We start from the raw sequence: 18,318 nt of genomic DNA on the forward strand, positions 1-18,318 counted from the left end.
GAAAAAGCTCAAAATGGCACGTTATACAGGCCCCATCACCCGCAAGTCGCGTCGTCTGCGCGTCGACCTCGTCGGAGGCGACCAGGCGTTCGAGCGTCGTCCTTACCCGCCCGGCCAGCACGGCCGCGCGCGGATCAAGGAATCCGAGTACCTCATGCAGCTGCAGGAGAAGCAGAAGGCTCGCTTCTCGTACGGCGTCATGGAGAAGCAGTTCCGTCGTTACTACGAAGAGGCCAACCGCCTCAAGGGTAAGACCGGCGACAACCTGCTCCGTCTGCTCGAGGCTCGTCTGGACAACGTCGTGTACCGCGCCGGTCTGGCTCGTACCCGTCGTCAGGCCCGTCAGCTGGTCAGCCACGGTCACTTCATCGTCAACGGCGTGAACGTGAACGTCCCCAGCTTCCAGGTCTCCCAGTACGACATCATCGATGTCAAGGAGAAGTCGCTCCCGACGCTGCCGTTCCAGGTGGCTCGCGAGACCGTCGGCGACCGTCCGGTTCCCGGTTGGCTGCAGGTCGTCCCCGGCCGCCTGCGCATCCTGGTGCACCAGCTGCCCGAGCGCGCGCAGATCGATGTGCCGCTGCAGGAACAGCTCATCGTCGAGTACTACTCGAAGTAAGCGCTTTTGGTGGGGGCTGCTCACACAGCGGCCCCCGCAATCACTGACGAGGCATCAAATAGCGGATGCCCTGAACAGGAAGTAGATCCTCATGCTGATTTCCCAGCGTCCGACACTGACCGAAGAGGTTGTGGCGGAGAACCGCTCGAAGTTCACCATCGAACCCCTCGAGCCGGGCTTCGGTTACACCCTCGGCAACTCGCTGCGTCGTACCCTGCTGTCCTCCATCCCGGGGGCCGCGGTCACGAGCATCCGCATCGACGGCGTCCTGCACGAGTTCACCACCGTTCCCGGCGTGAAGGAAGATGTCACCGACATCATCCTGAACCTCAAGGGTCTGGTCGTGTCCTCCGAAGAGGACGAGCCGGTCACCATGTACGTGCGTAAGCAGGGCCCGGGCACCGTCACCGCCGGTGACATCGTCCCGCCCGCCGGCGTCATCGTGCACAACCCGGACATGCACATCGCCACCCTGAACGACAAGGGCAAGCTCGAGATCGAGCTCGTCGTCGAGCGGGGTCGCGGTTACGTGCCCGCCGTGCAGAACAAGGCGACCGGCGCGGAAATCGGCCGGATCCCGGTGGATTCGATCTACTCCCCGGTGCTCAAGGTGACCTACAAGGTCGAGGCCACCCGTGTCGAGCAGCGCACCGACTTCGACCGTCTCATCCTCGACGTGGAGACCAAGAACTCCATCACGGCCCGGGACGCGCTCGCTTCGGCGGGTAAGACCCTGGTCGAGCTCTTCGGCCTGGCCCGTGAGCTCAACGTCGAAGCCGAGGGCATCGAGATCGGCCCCAGCCCGGCCGAGGCAGATCACATCGCCTCGTTCGGTCTGCCGATCGAGGACCTGGACCTCACCGTCCGGTCCTACAACTGCCTCAAGCGCGAGGGTGTGCACACGGTGGGCGAGCTCGTTGCCCGCACCGAGTCGGACCTGCTCGACATCCGCAACTTCGGCCAGAAGTCCATCGACGAGGTGAAGGTCAAGCTGCACACGCTCGGCCTCTCGCTCAAGGACAGCCCGGCGTCGTTCGACCCGTCCTCCGTGGTGGGTTACGACGCGAGCACCGGAACGTGGAGCGACAGCGGCACGTTCAGTGATACCGACGGCGGCGAGCAGGACTACGCCGAAACCGAACAGCTTTAATACGCCCAGGAGAAACCCACAATGCCCAAGCCCAAGAAGGGCCGCCGGTTCGGCGGCTCGGCGTCGCACCAGAAGGCGATTTTCGCCAACCTGGCCACGGCGCTTTTCGAGCACGGTCGGATCACGACCACCGAGGCCAAGGCCAAGGCGGTGCGTCCCTACGCCGAGAAGATCATCACCAAGGCGAAGGCCGGCAGCCTTGCCGACCGTCGTGAGGTCATGAAGGACATCCGCAACAAGGACGTCGTCCACGTCCTGTTCGCCGACATCGGCCCCTCGTTCGAGGGTCGCGAGGGTGGCTACACGCGTATCACCAAGGCGCTGCCGCGCAAGGGTGACAACGCGCCGATGGCCATCATCGAGCTCGTCCGCGAGAAGACCGTGACCAACGAGGCCGATCGGGCTCGTCGTGTCGCCGCTTCGCAGAAGACCGAAGAGGCTCCGGCCGCTGAGGTCGTCGACGAGACCGTCGCCGACGAGACCGTGGCTGATGCCCCGGCCGCCGACGAGGCCACCGAGGACAAGAAGGACGCCTGATTCCCAGGAGTTCTGCCGAGCCCGTCACCCTTCGTGGGTGGCGGGCTCGGTTCTTTCTCTGCGCGAAATCAGGAGGATGGCATGACTCGGGTGCGGCTCGGGATCAGTTACGATGGCACCGATTTCACCGGCTGGGCACGCCAGCCGGGGTTGCGCACGGTGCAGGGTGTGCTCGAGGAGTCGCTGTCGAAGGTGCTGCGTGAGCCGCTGCAGCTGACGGTCGCCGGGCGCACCGATGCTGGCGTGCACGCCGAGGGGCAGGTCGCGCACTTCGACACGGAGTCCGAATTCGACGCCGACAAGTTGCTGTACCGCATGGCCAAGTTCCTGCCCAAGGATGTGCGGATCACCGAAATCCGCACCGCTCCCGCCGAATTCGACGCCCGCTTCTCCGCGATGCGCCGCCACTACGCCTACCGGCTCACCACCGCCCCCTACGGCGCGCAGCCGTTGCAGGCGCGCGGTGTGGTGCCGTGCAAGCCCGGCGTCGACCTTGATGCCATGCGCGCCGCTTCACGAAACCTGTTGGGCCTGCACAACTTCGCCGCGTTCTGCCGCCGACGCGAGGGCGCCACCACCATCCGCGAACTCCAGCGTTTCGATTGGGAACGCGACGGCGACCTGCTCACCGCCTACGTGAGCGCCGACGCCTTCTGCTGGTCGATGGTGCGCAGCCTCGTCGGCGCCGTCCTCGCGGTCGGTGAAGGCCGCCGCACCCCTGAATGGACCAAAACCCTTCTCGCCGAAACCGAACGATCCAGCTCGGTCACAGTCGCCCCTGCTCACGGCCTGAGCCTCATCGCCGTCGACTACCCCGCCGACGCCGAGCTCGCCGCGCGCAACATCCAAACCCGGGAAACCAGAACGGTTCCGGTACCCGATGAAGGCTGCTGTGGCGACTGATCCCTGTGTCGTGTCCGCGAATTTGTGACACTCGACAATTCGAATGGTGATTCTATATCGTTTCGACGTGATGTCGACAGCCTGAGAATTGGGCAACTCCCTTGTGGCACTGCCGATTGCGGTGGGCCCGCGCACGTTGGCGGTGTGTTTTTCGGTGGCGATGCTAGGTTTCTCTCGAGTGTTGGTACGGCGATAGAAATAGGTGCGGACTATGGAAGCCTCCCCGGCCTCATTCGATGAACGGGAAGCAGTCGTATCAGATGCCTGCGTCCCGATAGTCGCGGTGGAATAGCGGAATCCGACGATGACAGCATTCGAGGGTTTTCCCGAGATCTGCTCGACCGCGCAGATCGCGGCGTCGGATGCGTTCGAGCACTGGGAACAGTTGGTCACCCGCGCGCTCACCGAAGTGTCGATCTCACCCACCGTGCCGCGCCCGTTCGAGGGTCTAATCAGATCGGCCGACTTCGGAGATATCGCCGTTGGCACGGTGGTTGCCGACGGTCACGAATTGCGCCGGACGCGACGGCATATTGCCAGAGCCGACGATTTTCATGTCATCGGTAGCGTCGTACTCGCCGGCCGCGCCCAGGTGGAGCACGCGGGAAATCGCGTCGAGCTGACGCCGGGCGCGATGATCTTCTACGACACCGCACAGCCGATTCGGTGGAGCTCCGAGGGCATGATCGAGGATCTCACCATTCGCGTGCCCCGCCAGCAGGTCGTCGACTATCTGGGGGTTCGTGCCGACGTACTGCCTGCGGGGATGGTGATCGGAGACGGCGGCGTCGGGCCGATGCTGGCCAGGTTCTTCCGGCAGGTCGCCGAGTTGCACCGCGTCGATCCGGAATCCGCGGCAGTGCTCGCGAGTAGCGGGATCGACCTTCTCGGCGCCGCGGCCACGATCGCGTCGGGCGGGCAACCTGGCAGGGCCCAGATCGAGGCTGTGAACGGGCAGCAGGTGCTGGACTATCTGCGCGCCAACTTCACCGACCCCGGCTTGACAATCGAGCGGATCGCGGACGCGTGCGGGGTATCGCGGCGCACGCTCTACCGGGTGGTCGCGGAATTCGAGGGCGGGCTCGGGGGAGTGCTGCGCGGAATGCGCTTGGAGCGTGCACAGGTGTTGCTGGCGGCGCCCGATTTCCATTCGGTAGCGGCAGTGGCGACGGCGTCGGGATTCGCCACTGAGCGACAGTTCTATCGTGCGTTCCGGACGGCGACGGGCATGACACCGGGCGAATACCGAGTAGTAGCTCGTTCCAGCACCCATTTCTGAGGTTCCGAACCGCCCTGCGGCACATGGTGATGTGTCTCACATGGGGGTTTCACTATGAAAGACTCGTCATGGATATTCGCTGGAATCGGCAGTGCTAGACGCCTTTTCGATGTTGGCGAATCATCCCATTCGGAAACATCAGATAGAAACTGAACGGTTGATCTGGCAGGCTCGGCGCTGGGCGAGCCCGATGACCGTGCGACGCCAGGTGTTTGCTGTTCGATTCGGATAGGAAGCGAGGTACTGCCATGCAGTTCGCGCAGTCCCATGCCGGGGTTAGCGAATCGTTCGCCGAATGGGAGTCGCTGCTCTCGGAGAGTTACGTCCCGCTGCTGGTCGATCCGACCGGTGAGGACGCCTTCCACGGCCGAATCGAGCGCAGCAGCCAGCCAGGCTTCGAACTGTCGACGGTCAGCGCGAGCGCCCAGCGGATTCGCCGCACCCGGCGCGGAATCGCGAAGACCGATGGCGAATTCCTCTTGGTCTCCATTCTGACCGAAGGCTCCGGGCTGCTCTACCAAGACGATCGAGTCGCGTTGGTGCGCCCCGGCGAGATGGTCTTCTACGACACCTCGCGTCCGTATCACTGGGATCTGCGCGGTTCGTGGGCGCAGGTCGTCGTACAGACACCGCTCGAGGTCCTGCGCCGACAACTGGGTTCCGATTGTTTCCCGTTGCCGACCGCGGTGACGGTCACCGCCGACAGCGCGGGCGGGGTGGTCGCTGGCTTCTTTCGCGATTTGGCCCGCATTCAGCAGAGCGCCCCTGGTCACGCGGCCGTGCTGGCCGACAACGGGGTCAAACTGCTCGCGTCCGCGGTCCGACTGGCCTCGGGGGAAATCCCGTCGGGTGAGCCGGCGCAGGCATTGACCCGCGAGCAGGTACTCGCCTTCATGCGGGCCCGGTGCGCCGACCCGAGCCTGACGATCGACGACATAGCGCGTGCCTGTCTGGTGTCGCGCCGAACGCTGTATCGGCTGTTCGGTGATGTGGAAGACGGGCTCAGTGCCGTGCTGCGGCGCATGCGGGTGGAATGCGCGCGCACACTGCTGGTTCGCCACCCCAACCGGGCGACGGCGACCGTCGCGATCGCGTCCGGTTTCGCCTCCGAACGCCACTTCTTCCGTGCCTTCCGGTTGGAGACGGGGATGACTCCCGGCGAATTTCGCATGATCGCGTCGAGTGCGCTGTCCGTCTGATCAACCGTATTACCGCATGTCCGGCAGCGGCTGAATTCGATCTGCCTACACCGAAAGAATGGTCGACACTTCGGTGTCCTCGGCATGGCTCATTTACGGCTACGATGGCTTCCGTTCGACCGAGTGCATCGACAGCAATCAAAGAATTGGCACGGAGGGTCAGTCGACTGGCACGGGATGACAGTTTGTGCGGCGCCATTCTGCGAGAGAGTGAATTGAACACTCTTCACTGGGTTGAGCGACAAGGGGGCACGATGAGTCGGATACGTGTGGCAGCGGTGCAAGCCGAGCCGAAGTGGTTGAATTTGTCCGCCGGAGTCGAACAAACAATCGAATACATCGAGATGGCTGAACGCGGCGGTGCGCAACTAATCGCTTTCCCGGAGACCTTCCTGCCCGGATTCCCGTGGTGGATGTGGCTCAATTCGGTGGATTGGGGTGAGGAATTCCTGGCCAGGTACCTGGCCAACGCGGTGACCGCCGACGGCCCTGAACTGCGCGCCATCGCGTACGCGGCCCGCCGCACCGGCGTTCACGTCTCGATCGGCTTCGCCGAGCGGGACGGACGCGAGGTCTTCATGTCCCAAGCGCTGATCGATGCCGACGGCATCATCGCCGTCGCTCGCAAGGCCGAACCGACGGGGCTCGAACGCACTGTCTTCAGCGGCTCTCCAGGCGGGAGGCCACTGGTCCGTGACACTGTGCACGGCCGGATCGGGGTGCTCGGCGGAGCCGATCATCTTCGTGCCGACCTGCGCGGACAGCTGCACGATCAGCGCGAACAGATCCACGTCTCGGCGTGGTCGGGCTTCACCGTGTACTACGGCGAGGGCAAGGAATGGGGGCCCGACCTCAATACGGCGGCCAGCGTCCGCTACGCGATGGATGGGTCCACCTACGTCATCGCGCCCGTCGCGGTCGTGCCCGTGGCCGGCTGGGAGGTCGTCGACGCGCGCACGCCCGAGCGGCGTCTGCTCCGTGGCGGTGGCGGGGTCTCGCGGATCTTCGGACCCGGTGGGCTCGAACTCGCCGCGCCGCTGGCCGAAGGAGAGGAGGGACTGCTCTACGCCGAGTTGGATCTCAGTCGTAGTTTGCGCACGGCCACAGCGGCTGTGCCGCGCGCTGAGCGCTCGCAGCCTCTCCGGGTGTCGAGCGGTCGGATCGTTCGGCGTGAGCCGGTGCGGGTCCAGCCTGCGCGGGCATAGATACCTACCTGGCCGGTGCTCAACGCAATGGCACCGACACATCGGCGCCCGCCTCACGGGTCAGCCGCTTGTTCACCTTGGCCAGGGTGGGCGTCGGGACGAATCCGCCCGCCAGCAACGCCTCACCCTGTCGGAACCAGGGCGCCTGGGCGAGCAGGTCGCTCGGCGCGTAGCCGAAGTAGGTGCCGAGCTCGGCGAGGTCGGCCGGTGACGTCATCTTCATCAGGGCGAGGTTGTCGCACTGGGAGATGATGCCCGGGTGCACCTTCGACGGGCGTTGCGTCGAGAGCAGGAGCCACAGACCGAATTTACGGCCCTCGGCGGCGATCTGGATCAATCGTTCGCGCACCGCGACGGCTACCGGCGAATCGAGCCCGGGTGAGGCGAGGTTGTGCGCCTCGTCGATCACCAGCAGGACCGGACGCCGTTCCTCGCGCCGTGCCCACAGATCGTCCAGCACCGACAGGGCGACGACGAGTTGCTGTGCGGGCGTGGAGAATCCGCCGAGATCGAGGACCGCCACATCAGGACGTTCGGCGACGATGTCGGTGACCGCCCGATCGGTTCCGGCCCACACCTCCCAGTCGAGCAACCCCAGATTCTCCACGCGCATCGCGAGGCGGCGGCGAGCCGGGGTGTCGACGGCGCGCAGGCGGACCAGAACCTCGTGGAGCTCGCCGACCAGCATTGCCGACAGATGGATCAGCTCGTTGAACTCTTCCCGATCCGCCACCGGATCCAGCTGCAGCACAGCCGCTTTCGAGGTCAGCGTCATGTCGATGAACCTCGCACGCAGGCGACCGGGCGGGTCGCCCTTCGGTCGGAGCACGCGGATATCGCGTTCGCGCAAAGCGTCGGCGGTCGGGCCGGTGGCGCCGGGAACCACCTCGCCGATCCGCACGAAATCGGAGTTCGGATCGAAGACGACGATCGGTAGCGCGGTATGGGCGATCAGCTGTTCGAGGACGACGCCGAGCGCGTAGGTCTTGCCCGAGCCGCTCTGGCCGCACCAGAAGGTGTGTCGGTTGAAGCGGGTCGGGAGCAGGCGGGCCGGACCGCCGGGCGCCGACAGACTCACCCCCACCTCGAGTTCGGCGCCGGTGGTGTGGTGGAGCGCGGCGACGGTGTCGCGATCGGCCGCGCTGACCGCACCGCCGTCGAAGGCGTGACTTGCCCTGGTGTCGACACCGTCGTCGGTGAGCTCGCCGATCAATCGGCCACGCAACCCGATGGGCGCTGTCGCCGTCCGTTCCTCGACCAGCGCGAGCTGCCTACGCCCCCCGCAGCTGACCACGATCAGGGATCCGGCGGGAAAGGGGCTGGCCGCGGCGTCGTCGACGATGAACGAGCGGCCGTCTTCCGATCGCGCGGACACCACGGCGGAATCGACAGACATGGACGTGTCCTCCCGGTGGCGAATCGACGAGCATCCTGCTGGCAACACTCAGTAGAACACGTCAACGGGGTCGATCAGGACCTGACCAGCCGGGCGATCGCGTCGGTAGCCTCTTTGATCTTGGCTTCGGCCTCGGGCCCACCGGCAACCGCCGCATCGACGACGCAGTGCGAGATGTGGTCCTCCAGCAGCCCCATCGCAACCGCCTGCAGCGCCTTGGTCATGGCGGAGACCTGGGTGAGGATGTCGATGCAGTACTTTTCCTCTTCGACCATCCGCTGCAGTCCGCGCGATTGGCCCTCGATGCGGCGCAGTCGCTTGAGGTAGTCGTCCTTGGCGGTGATGTAGCCGTGGCCCGCGTGGCCCGCGTGTTCGTCGCCGGTCGCGGTGTCGGGGGTGGGTGATGTCACCGAAGGTCTCCTCGCCTGCCTGGTAGCTCGCGTGGCGAACTAATACCCCCCTAGGGTACAGTTTCGCGGTGCAATTGTCAGATGACAGTCCCCGGTGCTGCGCGCGGTCGGCCCGGACGGAAGAATCGACGCCATGAGTTCGCTTCCCCGGCCCGCACTCGCCGTTATCGGCGGCAGCGGTTTCTATGACTTCTTCGACAACGACGCGACGCACGTCGAGGTCGACACACCGTACGGCGCGCCGAGTGCGCCGGTCGCGATCGGGGAGGTCGAAGGCCGTGCCGTCGCCTTCCTGCCGCGCCACGGCAAGCAGCACGAGTTCGCGCCGCACACTCTGCCCTATCAGGCGAATATGTGGGCGCTGCGTTCGCTCGGGGTGCGCCGGGTGTTCGCGCCGTGCGCGGTCGGCAGTCTGCGCGCCGATTGGGGTCCCGGCACCGTGGCGGTGCCGGATCAGTTCGTCGACCGGACCTCGGGTCGTCCGCAGACCTACTTCGACGGCGGCGGTGTGCATGTCTCCTTCGCCGATCCCTACTGCGACGACCTGCGCGCCGCCGCGGTGAAGTCGGCGGGTGAGCTTCGGGTCGAGGATCGCGGCACGATGGTCGTCGTGCAGGGCCCGCGCTTCTCCACCCGCGCCGAGAGCCGCTGGTTCGCCGGGCAGGGGTGGGATCTGGTCAACATGACCGGACACCCCGAAGCCGTCCTCGCCCGCGAACTCGAGATGTGCTACGCCGCAGTCGCTCTCGTCACCGACTTGGACGCCGGTCTCGAGGAGGGCCACGGCGTGCACGCGGTCGACGTGTTCGCCGAGTTCAAGAAGAATCTCGGACCGTTCAAGGAGTTCCTGCGTCGCGCGGTCACCGCGGTCGACAGCACCGACGCCTGTGAGCGCTGCCGCGTGCACGCCGGGGTTTCGCTGCCCTTCGAGCTGCCCTGATCATCCCGGCGGCGCGGTGACCTGCAACTGAGCGAGGATGAAGGCAGGCGCCGCGCCGCCGCTCGGCAGCGGTGACACCTCGACGTCGACGGTGAACCAGCCACCCGCCTCGGCGGCCAGCCGCAATCCGCTCAGTCCGGCGCGCGTGGCACCGCCGAGCACCTCGGCGCGCAGCGCGGCGATTCTCGGGCGGTCGTCGGGATGCGGGACGGTCCGCTCGTCGACCCCGCGCCATATCAGCCCCGGCACCGGCTCGGTGACCCACCGCACCGCCCGAACCTGCGCGGTGTCGAGGATGACCAGGTACAGGCCGGGCCGGGATTCACGCAGCAACTCGAGCGTCGAGGCCTCGAACGACTTGCGTTGCGGGGCAATGCTGTCGGTGACATCGACGGTGACCCCACGCCACGCGAACCGCCGCTGCTCGTCGCCGCCGTTGCGTGCGGCTACCAACAGCGAACGCGGCCCGATCTTCGAATGCACGGTGGCGACTCCCGACCATCGGCTACGAGGTTCCGAACGGTGCAGCGCGGCAACGAATTCCAGGGCGCGATCGAATCGCTCGATCCGCTCGAACGGTTCGGCGCCGCTGTATTCGACCGGCGTCGAACCGAAGTGGGGTCCGAGACCGGGATGGGTGCGCACGACGCGCGCTTGTGCGTCGACCTGGAACGGAGCGACACGCAGTTCCTCCGCCGGGACGTCGGGCCCGACCCACACCTTCACCGCGTGCGTTTCCGCATCGGGCGACCACACCGGCACAGCGCGAAACCGCAACTCCGACCACGGATTGCGCGACTTCGGCAGTACCTCCTCCACCGGCGCACCCGTCTCGTGCGCGGCCGCGATCAACGGCTGCAGCCGAGCGGGAATCGCCCGGTGATACGACGCCCAGTCGCGCGGCGTGGTTCCCGCGGTCAGCATCGACCAGGTCTGTGGTGTCCCCAGCGTCTCCACCAACTGCCAACGTCCGATAATCACGTGCGACCCCCTGCGCCCCATGAACGAAACCGACAGCTCTATCGTGCACGAGTCGACCAGCGGCTTCGGGACCGGGGCATTGCGTGTCGATAAGCTCGGCGCCATGAACGCACCGCTGCGGTTGGAGATCATCGTCGCCAGTACCCGCCCCGAGCGATTCGCTCCCGTGGTGGCCGGCTGGCTGGTCACCGCGCTGGGCGAGCGGCCGGAATTCGAGGTGGGGGTGCTCGATCTGCGTGATCTTGCACTACCCGTCGACCTCACCGAAACGCCGGAGGTCGAGGCGTTTCGGGCCAGGTTGGCCGCGGCGGACGCGTTCGTCGCCGTCACCTCCGAGTACAACCACGGCTATCCGGCCTCGCTGAAAACCGCGCTCGACAGCGCCAAGCACGAGTGGCGGGCCAAGCCGATCGGGTTCGTGTCCTACGGCGGCCTGTCGGGCGGGTTGCGCGCGGTCGAGCAGTTGCGTCAGGTGGTCGCGGAACTGCACATGGTCTCGGTGCGCGAATCGGTGAGCTTCGCCCAGGCCAAGCGCCGCTTCGACGAGACCGGCATGACCGACGACGATGCCGCGATCGACGCGTGCGACCGCATGCTGAACCAATTGAACTGGTGGGGAACCACGTTGCGGGCAGCCCGCACTGTCGAACCCTATCCGGGCTGACCGGTCAGGCGCTGGCCATCGCGCGCTGACCGCGTGGCTGGCCGATGTAGGTCGACTCGCGGGGGATCGACACCAGCGTGAGGTTCACCCTGGTCGTTCCCGTGCGAAGAACCACGCGGTTGCCGATCGCGCCCGGCTGGAAGATCTCCAGGTCGGGGCGCGACGCGGGCCAGCCGTTCGGATCGCCGGTGAGGTAGATCGTGGTGACACCGGCGTGCGGGGCGGGCGCGAGCACACCGTCGACGACCGTCGCGGTGAAACCCGCGTCGGACTGGTGTGTTTCGACGGCGATGGTCAGCCGCTCCGGATTACCGACGGTGGTCACCAGTTGCTCCCAGGCCTGCGCCCGATCGGTGCGCACCAGCACCCGCTCGCCGACGGCCAGCGCGCGGAACACCAACTGCTGGGCCAGATACAACTCGCCCGCCACATACACGGTGGAGATGCCGACGCCGACGATCCTGGTGGCGACGCCGTTGCCCTCGTCATCGGAACCGAGCAGCTGCCCGCAGCCCGACGACGGAAGATGCAGCGCGCCGATGATGTCGATCGGGTACTCGATGGTCGGGATCGTGTCGTCCACACCGGGAACCGCGATCGGCAGGTGGGCCAGCAGCGCGTCGCGATGACGGCCGCTCATCGACACCATGCCCTTGGACTTGGTCTTCTCCGGAAGTTCGCGCGCGGTCAATCGCCATGCGGCGCCGACACTGACGGATTCGGCATTGCTACCGGGACGCAGCCGTACGGCGACGGTGGTGCCCCGCGACGGCGCGACCCACAGCTGGGCGAGCAGATCCGAACCCAACTGCTTGGGATCCACCGCACTGCCGATGTTCACCGCGTTGCCGATCTCGGCGTACTTCCACCGCTGACTCAGCGTGCGCGGGTCGAGACCCGCGGTGATCTGCTGCACGGCCTTGCGGATCTCCGGCGCGGTGAGGATGCGCGCGTTGCAATCGGCGTCTTCGAGCGTGCGCATGATCCGCTGGGTGGCGATGGTGACCGAGCGGGAAGCGCCATCGGTGCCACCACCGCGACGAGCCGTCGCATCGGGGCAGGCCACCGCGTCGAAACTGATCGCGAGCCACACCGTGCGGTGTGCGGTCGCGGGCAGCGGGCCGAGCAGCGATTCGTAGATCGCGCCCGCGGGTGTACCGGACCGGCTGCGGTGGCCGTGGCTGATGATGTCGATCCCGCTGAGCAGGATGTCGTGCTGGTTGAGGCACGCGGCCAATTCGGGCAGCGGCAACAGGTGTGAGGCGTGCACGGCAGTGCGGGCGATCCTGGTGAGCCCGCCGCGCGGCGGCAGCACCTCGACGACGGTGACCACGCGACTGCCGTCCCAGTACAGCCCGAGCGAGCGGCCGTCGGTGTCACGGAAGTCGACGGTGTCGCCGAGCGTGTACTCGCGCTTGCCGGAATACCGGCGGATGGTCGAGATCCAGTCGAGGACGGTGCGTTTGCCGATCGGGATCAGCGGCACCAGTGCCACCACGATGGCGATGCCGAGTGCCGCCAACGGATCGAGCCCGCAGATCAGCGCGACAACCCCCGCGGTCAGGCCGAGGACCTGCGCAATGAGTAGGTGCGGCAGCGAAATCCGACCGAACAGCGGGCGCGGTCCCGCCCCGGTGAACTCAGCCATTCGTTCCTCCCCCAGGTACCCGATTGTCGATCGACCGATGGCCGAATGCGAACAACTGCTGCCGGGAACTGTACTGTGTTGCCCGGACGAGAGCACTGTTCGGGGGAGGAACCATGCCTTCAAAACCCACAACGCGCTGGCAGGTCAGCGGATACCGCTTCCTGGTGCGGAGGATGGAGCACGCCCTGGTGCGCCGGGATGTGCGAATGCTGCACGACCCGATGCGCGCGCAGACCCGTGCCTACGTGGTCGGACTGGTGCTCGGCATCGTGGTTCTCGCAGGTTGTGGTGTGCTCGCACTGCTGCGCCCGCAGGACAAGATCGGCGACAGCAAGATCCTGATCGCCAAGGAATCCGGCGGCGTCTACGTGGTGGTCGACAATGTCGTGCATCCCGCGCTGAATCTGGCCTCGGCTCGGTTGGCGGCCGGTGAGGCGTCCAAAGCGGCGATCGTCAAGGAATCCGAGCTCGGCAAGAAGCCGCGCGGTCAGCTGATCGGCATTCCGGGCGCCCCGTCGTCGATCCTCTACGACAAGGGCGGCAAGGGCCGCACATGGACGGTGTGCGATCAGCTCAAGTCCGACGGCACAGCGGATCTGACCACGTCGGTGCTGGCCGGTGACCCGAGTCTGGGCGCGAAGGCGTCGAAGGTGGACGAGGGCAAGGCCATGCTCGTGAAGGGCAAGGACGCTACCTACCTGGTCTACGACGGCAAGCGGGCCCGCGTGAAGATGGACGATCCGGCTGTCACCCACGCGCTCGGCATCACCGGCGTGACTCCGCGTCCCATCAGCGAGGGCCTGCTCAACGCGATTCCCGAAGTGCTGCCGCTGATCACCCCGACGATCGCCAACCCGGGTGGCACACCGGCATACAACGTGAGCGGCCACAAGATCGCTGACGTTGTCCAGGTCTTCAACGAGCCCAACCAGAACTATGTGGTGCTCCAGGACGGGCTGCAGGAGATCTCGGCGCTGACCGCCCAGATCATCCGCAACTTCTATCCGACAATGATGAACGGCACGACCATTCAGTCGACCGACCGGACCTACGCGACCATCGTGCGGTCGTTGAAGGTGCAGGACTACCCGCGTGACCGGCCGACGCTGATCGCCGCCAAGGACCAGCCCATCAGCTGCATGTCGTGGAAGCCGATCGCGGGCGCCACCGACAACACCGACGCGACCGCTCGCGCCGAACTGACCTTGCTCACCGGCATCGATCTGCCGATCCCGGACAAGGCGAAGATGGTCGATCTCGCGCAGGCCGACGGCGCGGGCCCCAACGCCGACACGGTCTTCATCCCGCCCGCTTCGGGCGCCTACGTGCAGGCCACCGGCATCGAACCGAACAGCCGCCGCAAGGACAGCCTGTTCTACATCGCCGACACCGGCGTCCGTTTCGGCATCAAGAACGCCGACGCGGTCAAGGCGCTCGGCCTCGAGCAGGTCACCGCTGAACCGGCGCCGTGGCCGATCGTCGGACTGCTCGCGGGTGGGCCGACCATGGGCCGGGAAGAGGCGATGGTCGCGCACGACGGTGTCGCGCCGGATCCCTCGCCCGCCAAAAAGCCTGTCGCCGCGGCGAATTAGTCGGGCGGGGTCGTCGGCCTTCCGGAATCGGAACGGAGTTCGGCGACCTCGATCCGTAAGGCTTTGACCTCGACGACCAGTTCGCTGAGCAAGCTCTCCGCGCGGTCGGCGGCGTCGTCGACGGTCTTGAGTTGTTCGACGACCCAGCTGGTCATGGTGCCGATGGCGAAGGAGATCAGGCCGATCCCCAACGTCATCAGGACCAGCGAGACCAGTCGGCCCTCGGTGGTCACCGGGTAGACGTCGCCGTAGCCCACCGTCGTCACCGAGACCGCCGACCACCACAGGGCGTCGCCGAAGGTCTCGATCTTGGAGTCGGGTGCGCCGTATTCGGCGTCGAAGAAAGCCAGGCTCGACAGCAGCAGGATCAGCACGGAACTGGTGGCCACGAAGGTCACCAGGCGCGTGCGCGGGTGCGTCGCACGGTTGAGGGCGTCGAGCAGCAGCAGCGAAGCCCGCAGCAGGCGCAGCGGACGAAACGGCGGCACGAGCACGACAAGCAGGTCGAGTGGATGCTTGCGCACGAAGCGCAGCCGGTCGCCCGACAACCACAGCCTGACCACGAAATCGATCAAGAACACCACCCAGATCGCGATATCCGCCAGGACGAGGCTGGTGTCGAGCCGCGGTGACACCTCGGTGTCGAGCACCCGCCACGCGTACATGATGACGAACACCACCGCGAGCGCCATCAACGGCAGATTGGTCGCGCGTTCCCACTGCTGTCGGCGGGTGAGTGGACGTTCGGTCGTTGACGGATTCATGCGGCTACCTGGGTCGACGGGCTCTGGCCCGCCGACCGTACCCTGCTCTCTGGTCGAGCAGGTCAGAGATCGTCGACCGACATCCCGAACTTACGGCGGATCGGGAACGACGCCAGCACACCGAGGACCAGGATGAGGCCGATGGCGCCGGAACCGATCAGGGCCACATTGCGGGCGGTGTTGTCCGCGGGCGGCGGCGGTGCCGGCACCGGCAGCTGCAGACTGCGCGCCGGGCTCGCCTGCTTCGGCGGAAGTTCTCTCGGCACCTCGTTGGTCAGCGCCGCGACGGGATCGACTGCGCCGTAACCGATGTACGGATTCCAGCCCTCAGCCGGTGCGTGGGCCGTGGCCTGCAACCGCTCGATGACCTGTTTGGCGGTGAGATCGGGGAACCTGTCGCGCACCAGCGCGGCGACACCGGCGACATACGGCGAGGCGAAACTCGTTCCGCTGTAAGCCATGTACTTGCCCTGGTTGTCGTACTTGCCGTCGGAGATGCCCGAGGACCTGGCATCGAGAGACGTAATGCCTTCTCCCGGTGCGGCAATGCCGACCCACGGACCGGGCACGGTGAACGACGACGGTGCGCCGTTGGCGCCGATCGAGCCGACCGAGAGAACGTACTCGTCGTACCAGGCGGGGTTGACGTAGGTGCGGATCGTGCTCCACAGATCCTGCGCGGGCTTGAGCGGGTCGGGCCCGGGATTGCCTGACTTGCAAGCGTTGTCGGAGTTACCCGCCGAGCTGACGATCACCACGTCCTTCTCCAGCGCCGCGTACCGCACGGCCGCGCCGAGCGCGCCGAAGGCCGCTTCGTTGGCCGGGGAACCGCTGTTGCAGGCCACGAGAGAAATATTGATCACGCGGGCGCCGAAGTCGGCTGCCCGCCGGATCGCGCTCGCGAGCGAGGAGACCTTGCCGTATCCCTCGGGGAAGTCGTCGGGTCCCTTGTTCCGCCCGGCGCCCTCGGACTGGTAGAGCGAGCTGGTCTGCCGAATGCTGAGGATGCGGGCTTCGGGCGCGACACCGGAGAAGCCCTGGTTGTCGATCTTGGTCGCGCCGATGATTCCGGCGACGACAGTGCCGTGCACGTCGCAGTCCTCGGTGCCGTTGCCACCGGCGGCCACGTAGTCGCCGCCTGCCCACAGATCGGGCAGGCGGGGGTGTGGCTCCACACCGGTGTCGATCACCGCGACGAGTTGTCCTGCGCCACGCGAGAATTCCCACGCCCGCTCCAGATCGAGAGAGCGCTGGCTGGGAGGAATCACCGCCAGCGAGGTGCTCGCCTGGGTGCGGAAGCACAGTCCGTTGGTGCCGCTGCCGCGCTCGGTCTTGTCCGGCGGCGCGGCGGGATCACCCGCGGGCAACATCCCGGGATCGATGGCGGGCGGCCGATCAGCGAAAGCCGTTCCGCTCACACCGAATCCGGCATTCAGCCCGACGACAAGTGCAACGGCCGTCAGTCGAAAGCCGAGCCTCACAGCCCGCGAACCAGCGAGTAGAGATCGGCGACCCAGAACACCAGCGGCAGCACCGCGGCGACGAACGCGTACTCGAGCAGCTCGACGGCCCGGCGCATCGGCGGTGTCGCGGACTGGTTCGGCACGATCAAGCCCATCACCAGCGCCGAGATCAGAATCACCAGCGCGGCGCCGAAAACGACCAGGGGCTGGCGCATTTCGAGCGCGACGCCGATCAGCATCATCAGCACGATCGCCGAGCCGCCCGCGATCAACACGATGGCCTGTTCGGCGCCCGCGTAGGTGCGACTGCGGAACATCAGCACCACCGCGCACACCAGCGCCAGCGAGATACCTGGCCAGTAGGGATCTTCGGCGCCGGCGTCGATAGCCAGCAGCGCGCCGACGACGCTGACCAGGGTGGTCGCGCTGACCAGGCCGGCAAGGTAGTTACGGGCCCGCTCCGACCGTGCGCGCAGAGCGTCGAGAGTCGGCAGGGCGCGGTGGTCGTCCGGGTCGTCCTCGGTCGGATCGATCGGGGTGCCGGGGGAGGGGACCGGCGGCAACGGCAGCTTGGCCAGCAGCATCGAAACACGCGGCGAGAGTGACAGTCCCGCCAATCCGAGCGCGGCGACGACCGCGCCGATCGCCTTGACCGGCTGATCGGTGAGCAAACCCACCAGGGCGGCGGGCACGCCGAACACCGAGACGGCCGCCGTTCCGATGAACAGCGCCAGCCCGATGCCGGTGACCCGCCAGGCGAGCACCGCGATGGAGCCGAGCAGCGCGAATCCGAGCAGCAGATGTGCCGCGCCGTAATGGTCGGGGACCAGCAGCATGCCGGCGGTGAACGCGGTCGGCAGCGCACAGCCGCCGAGGACGAGCGCGGCCGAGGTGTCGCGGTACATGCGGCTCAGCACCGTGCCCGCCACCACGCAGAGGATCGCGACGAACAGCGCCAGCGACCCGGAAACCCAGAACGGCAACGCATCCGGTGCGGCAAGCAGACCGAAGCAGCCCACCAGCATGGTGAGCGCGGCGAGTACCGAACCGGTGATGCGGGCCGTCTTCGGCGTCCAGCTGCGGTAGTGCTCGGCGTCGGCGACCGCGACGTTGTACATGATGTCGTCGAACAGGGGCGTCGGCGCCGCGTGCGAAGCGCTCTCCAGCATGAGCAATTCGCCGTCGCGCACGCCTTGTTCGCCGAGGCTCAGCGAATTGGAGAACGGTGGGTGGCCGATACGCGCGAGCACCCATTCGGCGGGTTCGTAGCGTTCCCCGTCATTGTCGAAATCATTCGAGCGGCTGTGCTGCGCGACCATGTCGACCACGCTGGGAATGACGAGAGCGACCGGTACATCGACCGGAATAGCCATGTCTACCTGCGTGTGCTTGGCCAGGATGGTTACTCGGGCTAGGTCCGGCGCGCGCACTATGCCGCGCGCGGAGTCCTCTTCCACATGATCGAGTCGCGCGTGCGTCAAAACTCCCCCAGTTCCGTCTCTACCTCGTGTTTCCGCTCGACCGCTCTTAACGGTCGACAGTTTGCGGAACCCACCGTTCGGACAGCA

General features: G+C 66.6%; 17 protein-coding genes. 10 read left to right on the forward strand and 7 right to left on the reverse strand.

Features of this window, described 5'->3' with window-relative positions; translation table 11 throughout:
- Nucleotides 1-13 precede the first annotated feature (13 nt).
- From rpsD to NS1_RS11805, 7 genes are all read left to right on the forward strand, one after another.
- Nucleotides 14-619: a 30S ribosomal protein S4 gene (gene rpsD, locus NS1_RS11775; protein ID WP_056818294.1), complete on the forward strand. Its 606-nt coding sequence runs from the start codon at nucleotides 14-16 to the stop codon at nucleotides 617-619.
- 91 nt (nucleotides 620-710) lie between these two features.
- Nucleotides 711-1,769, forward strand: a complete 1,059-nt coding sequence (locus tag NS1_RS11780; RefSeq protein ID WP_056818293.1) for a DNA-directed RNA polymerase subunit alpha — start codon at nucleotides 711-713, stop codon at nucleotides 1,767-1,769.
- Nucleotides 1,770-1,790: 21 nt separating this feature from the next.
- Nucleotides 1,791-2,306 (forward strand): 50S ribosomal protein L17, encoded by a 516-nt coding sequence (rplQ, locus tag NS1_RS11785; protein ID WP_056818291.1) that lies wholly within the window; start codon nucleotides 1,791-1,793, stop codon nucleotides 2,304-2,306.
- A gap of 81 nt (nucleotides 2,307-2,387) precedes the next feature.
- Nucleotides 2,388-3,209 (forward strand): tRNA pseudouridine(38-40) synthase TruA, encoded by an 822-nt coding sequence (gene truA / locus NS1_RS11790; RefSeq protein ID WP_063057019.1) that lies wholly within the window; start codon nucleotides 2,388-2,390, stop codon nucleotides 3,207-3,209.
- A 304-nt stretch (nucleotides 3,210-3,513) separates the two neighbouring features.
- Nucleotides 3,514-4,488 (forward strand): helix-turn-helix domain-containing protein, encoded by a 975-nt coding sequence (locus NS1_RS11795; RefSeq protein WP_062984166.1) that lies wholly within the window; start codon nucleotides 3,514-3,516, stop codon nucleotides 4,486-4,488.
- Between the two features lie 248 nt (nucleotides 4,489-4,736).
- Entirely contained in the window at nucleotides 4,737-5,687 is a 951-nt protein-coding gene (locus NS1_RS11800; RefSeq protein ID WP_062984167.1) for an AraC-like ligand-binding domain-containing protein, read from the forward strand.
- A gap of 254 nt (nucleotides 5,688-5,941) precedes the next feature.
- The gene (locus NS1_RS11805; protein ID WP_062984169.1) at nucleotides 5,942-6,892 is read left to right on the forward strand and encodes a nitrilase-related carbon-nitrogen hydrolase; all 951 of its coding nucleotides are present in this window, start codon (nucleotides 5,942-5,944) and stop codon (nucleotides 6,890-6,892) included.
- Nucleotides 6,893-6,911: 19 nt separating this feature from the next.
- Here NS1_RS11805 and NS1_RS11810 read toward each other — a convergent pair whose 3' ends face one another.
- Nucleotides 6,912-8,288, reverse strand: a complete 1,377-nt coding sequence (locus tag NS1_RS11810) for an ATP-binding protein (RefSeq protein ID WP_084503667.1) — start codon at nucleotides 8,286-8,288, stop codon at nucleotides 6,912-6,914.
- A 74-nt stretch (nucleotides 8,289-8,362) separates the two neighbouring features.
- Nucleotides 8,363-8,698, reverse strand: coding sequence for a metal-sensitive transcriptional regulator (locus tag NS1_RS11815; protein WP_056818283.1), 336 nt, complete (start codon nucleotides 8,696-8,698; stop codon nucleotides 8,363-8,365).
- Nucleotides 8,699-8,831: 133 nt separating this feature from the next.
- Between NS1_RS11815 and NS1_RS11820 the strand changes: the two genes are divergently transcribed.
- On the forward strand, nucleotides 8,832-9,638 hold the full coding sequence (locus NS1_RS11820) for an S-methyl-5'-thioadenosine phosphorylase (protein ID WP_062984172.1): 807 nt from the start codon (nucleotides 8,832-8,834) through the stop codon (nucleotides 9,636-9,638).
- Here NS1_RS11820 and NS1_RS11825 read toward each other — a convergent pair whose 3' ends face one another.
- Nucleotides 9,639-10,619 carry a GAF domain-containing protein gene (locus NS1_RS11825; protein ID WP_062984173.1) on the reverse strand — a complete coding sequence of 327 codons (981 nt, stop codon included), beginning with the start codon at nucleotides 10,617-10,619 and terminating at the stop codon, nucleotides 9,639-9,641.
- A gap of 103 nt (nucleotides 10,620-10,722) precedes the next feature.
- Between NS1_RS11825 and NS1_RS11830 the strand changes: the two genes are divergently transcribed.
- Complete coding sequence (locus NS1_RS11830) at nucleotides 10,723-11,283, forward strand: NADPH-dependent FMN reductase (protein WP_062984472.1); 561 nt, start codon at nucleotides 10,723-10,725, stop codon at nucleotides 11,281-11,283.
- A gap of 4 nt (nucleotides 11,284-11,287) precedes the next feature.
- Here the strand turns inward: NS1_RS11830 and eccE are convergent, their stop codons facing one another.
- A complete protein-coding gene (gene eccE, locus NS1_RS11835; RefSeq protein ID WP_062984174.1) occupies nucleotides 11,288-12,931 on the reverse strand; it encodes a type VII secretion protein EccE in 1,644 nt (547 codons plus the stop codon).
- A gap of 113 nt (nucleotides 12,932-13,044) precedes the next feature.
- On the opposite strand from eccE, the gene eccB reads away from it, so the two are divergent.
- Nucleotides 13,045-14,523 (forward strand): type VII secretion protein EccB, encoded by a 1,479-nt coding sequence (eccB, locus tag NS1_RS11840; protein ID WP_063816121.1) that lies wholly within the window; start codon nucleotides 13,045-13,047, stop codon nucleotides 14,521-14,523.
- On the opposite strand, the gene NS1_RS11845 is transcribed toward eccB, so the two are convergent.
- The 3 genes from NS1_RS11845 to eccD all read right to left on the reverse strand — a co-directional run bounded on the left by NS1_RS11845 (nucleotide 14,520) and on the right by eccD (nucleotide 18,231).
- On the reverse strand, nucleotides 14,520-15,287 hold the full coding sequence (locus tag NS1_RS11845; protein WP_062984176.1) for a potassium channel family protein: 768 nt from the start codon (nucleotides 15,285-15,287) through the stop codon (nucleotides 14,520-14,522). The genes eccB and NS1_RS11845 overlap by 4 nt on opposite strands.
- A gap of 62 nt (nucleotides 15,288-15,349) precedes the next feature.
- Entirely contained in the window at nucleotides 15,350-16,705 is a 1,356-nt protein-coding gene (mycP, locus tag NS1_RS11850; protein ID WP_235569675.1) for a type VII secretion-associated serine protease mycosin, read from the reverse strand.
- Nucleotides 16,706-16,764: 59 nt separating this feature from the next.
- Nucleotides 16,765-18,231 (reverse strand): type VII secretion integral membrane protein EccD, encoded by a 1,467-nt coding sequence (gene eccD / locus NS1_RS11855; RefSeq protein WP_062984177.1) that lies wholly within the window; start codon nucleotides 18,229-18,231, stop codon nucleotides 16,765-16,767.
- Nucleotides 18,232-18,318: the final 87 nt, after the last annotated feature.

It is taken from the genome of Nocardia salmonicida NBRC 13393 (assembly GCF_001613085.1).
GTDB classification, from domain to species: Bacteria; Actinomycetota; Actinomycetes; order Mycobacteriales; family Mycobacteriaceae; genus Nocardia; species Nocardia salmonicida.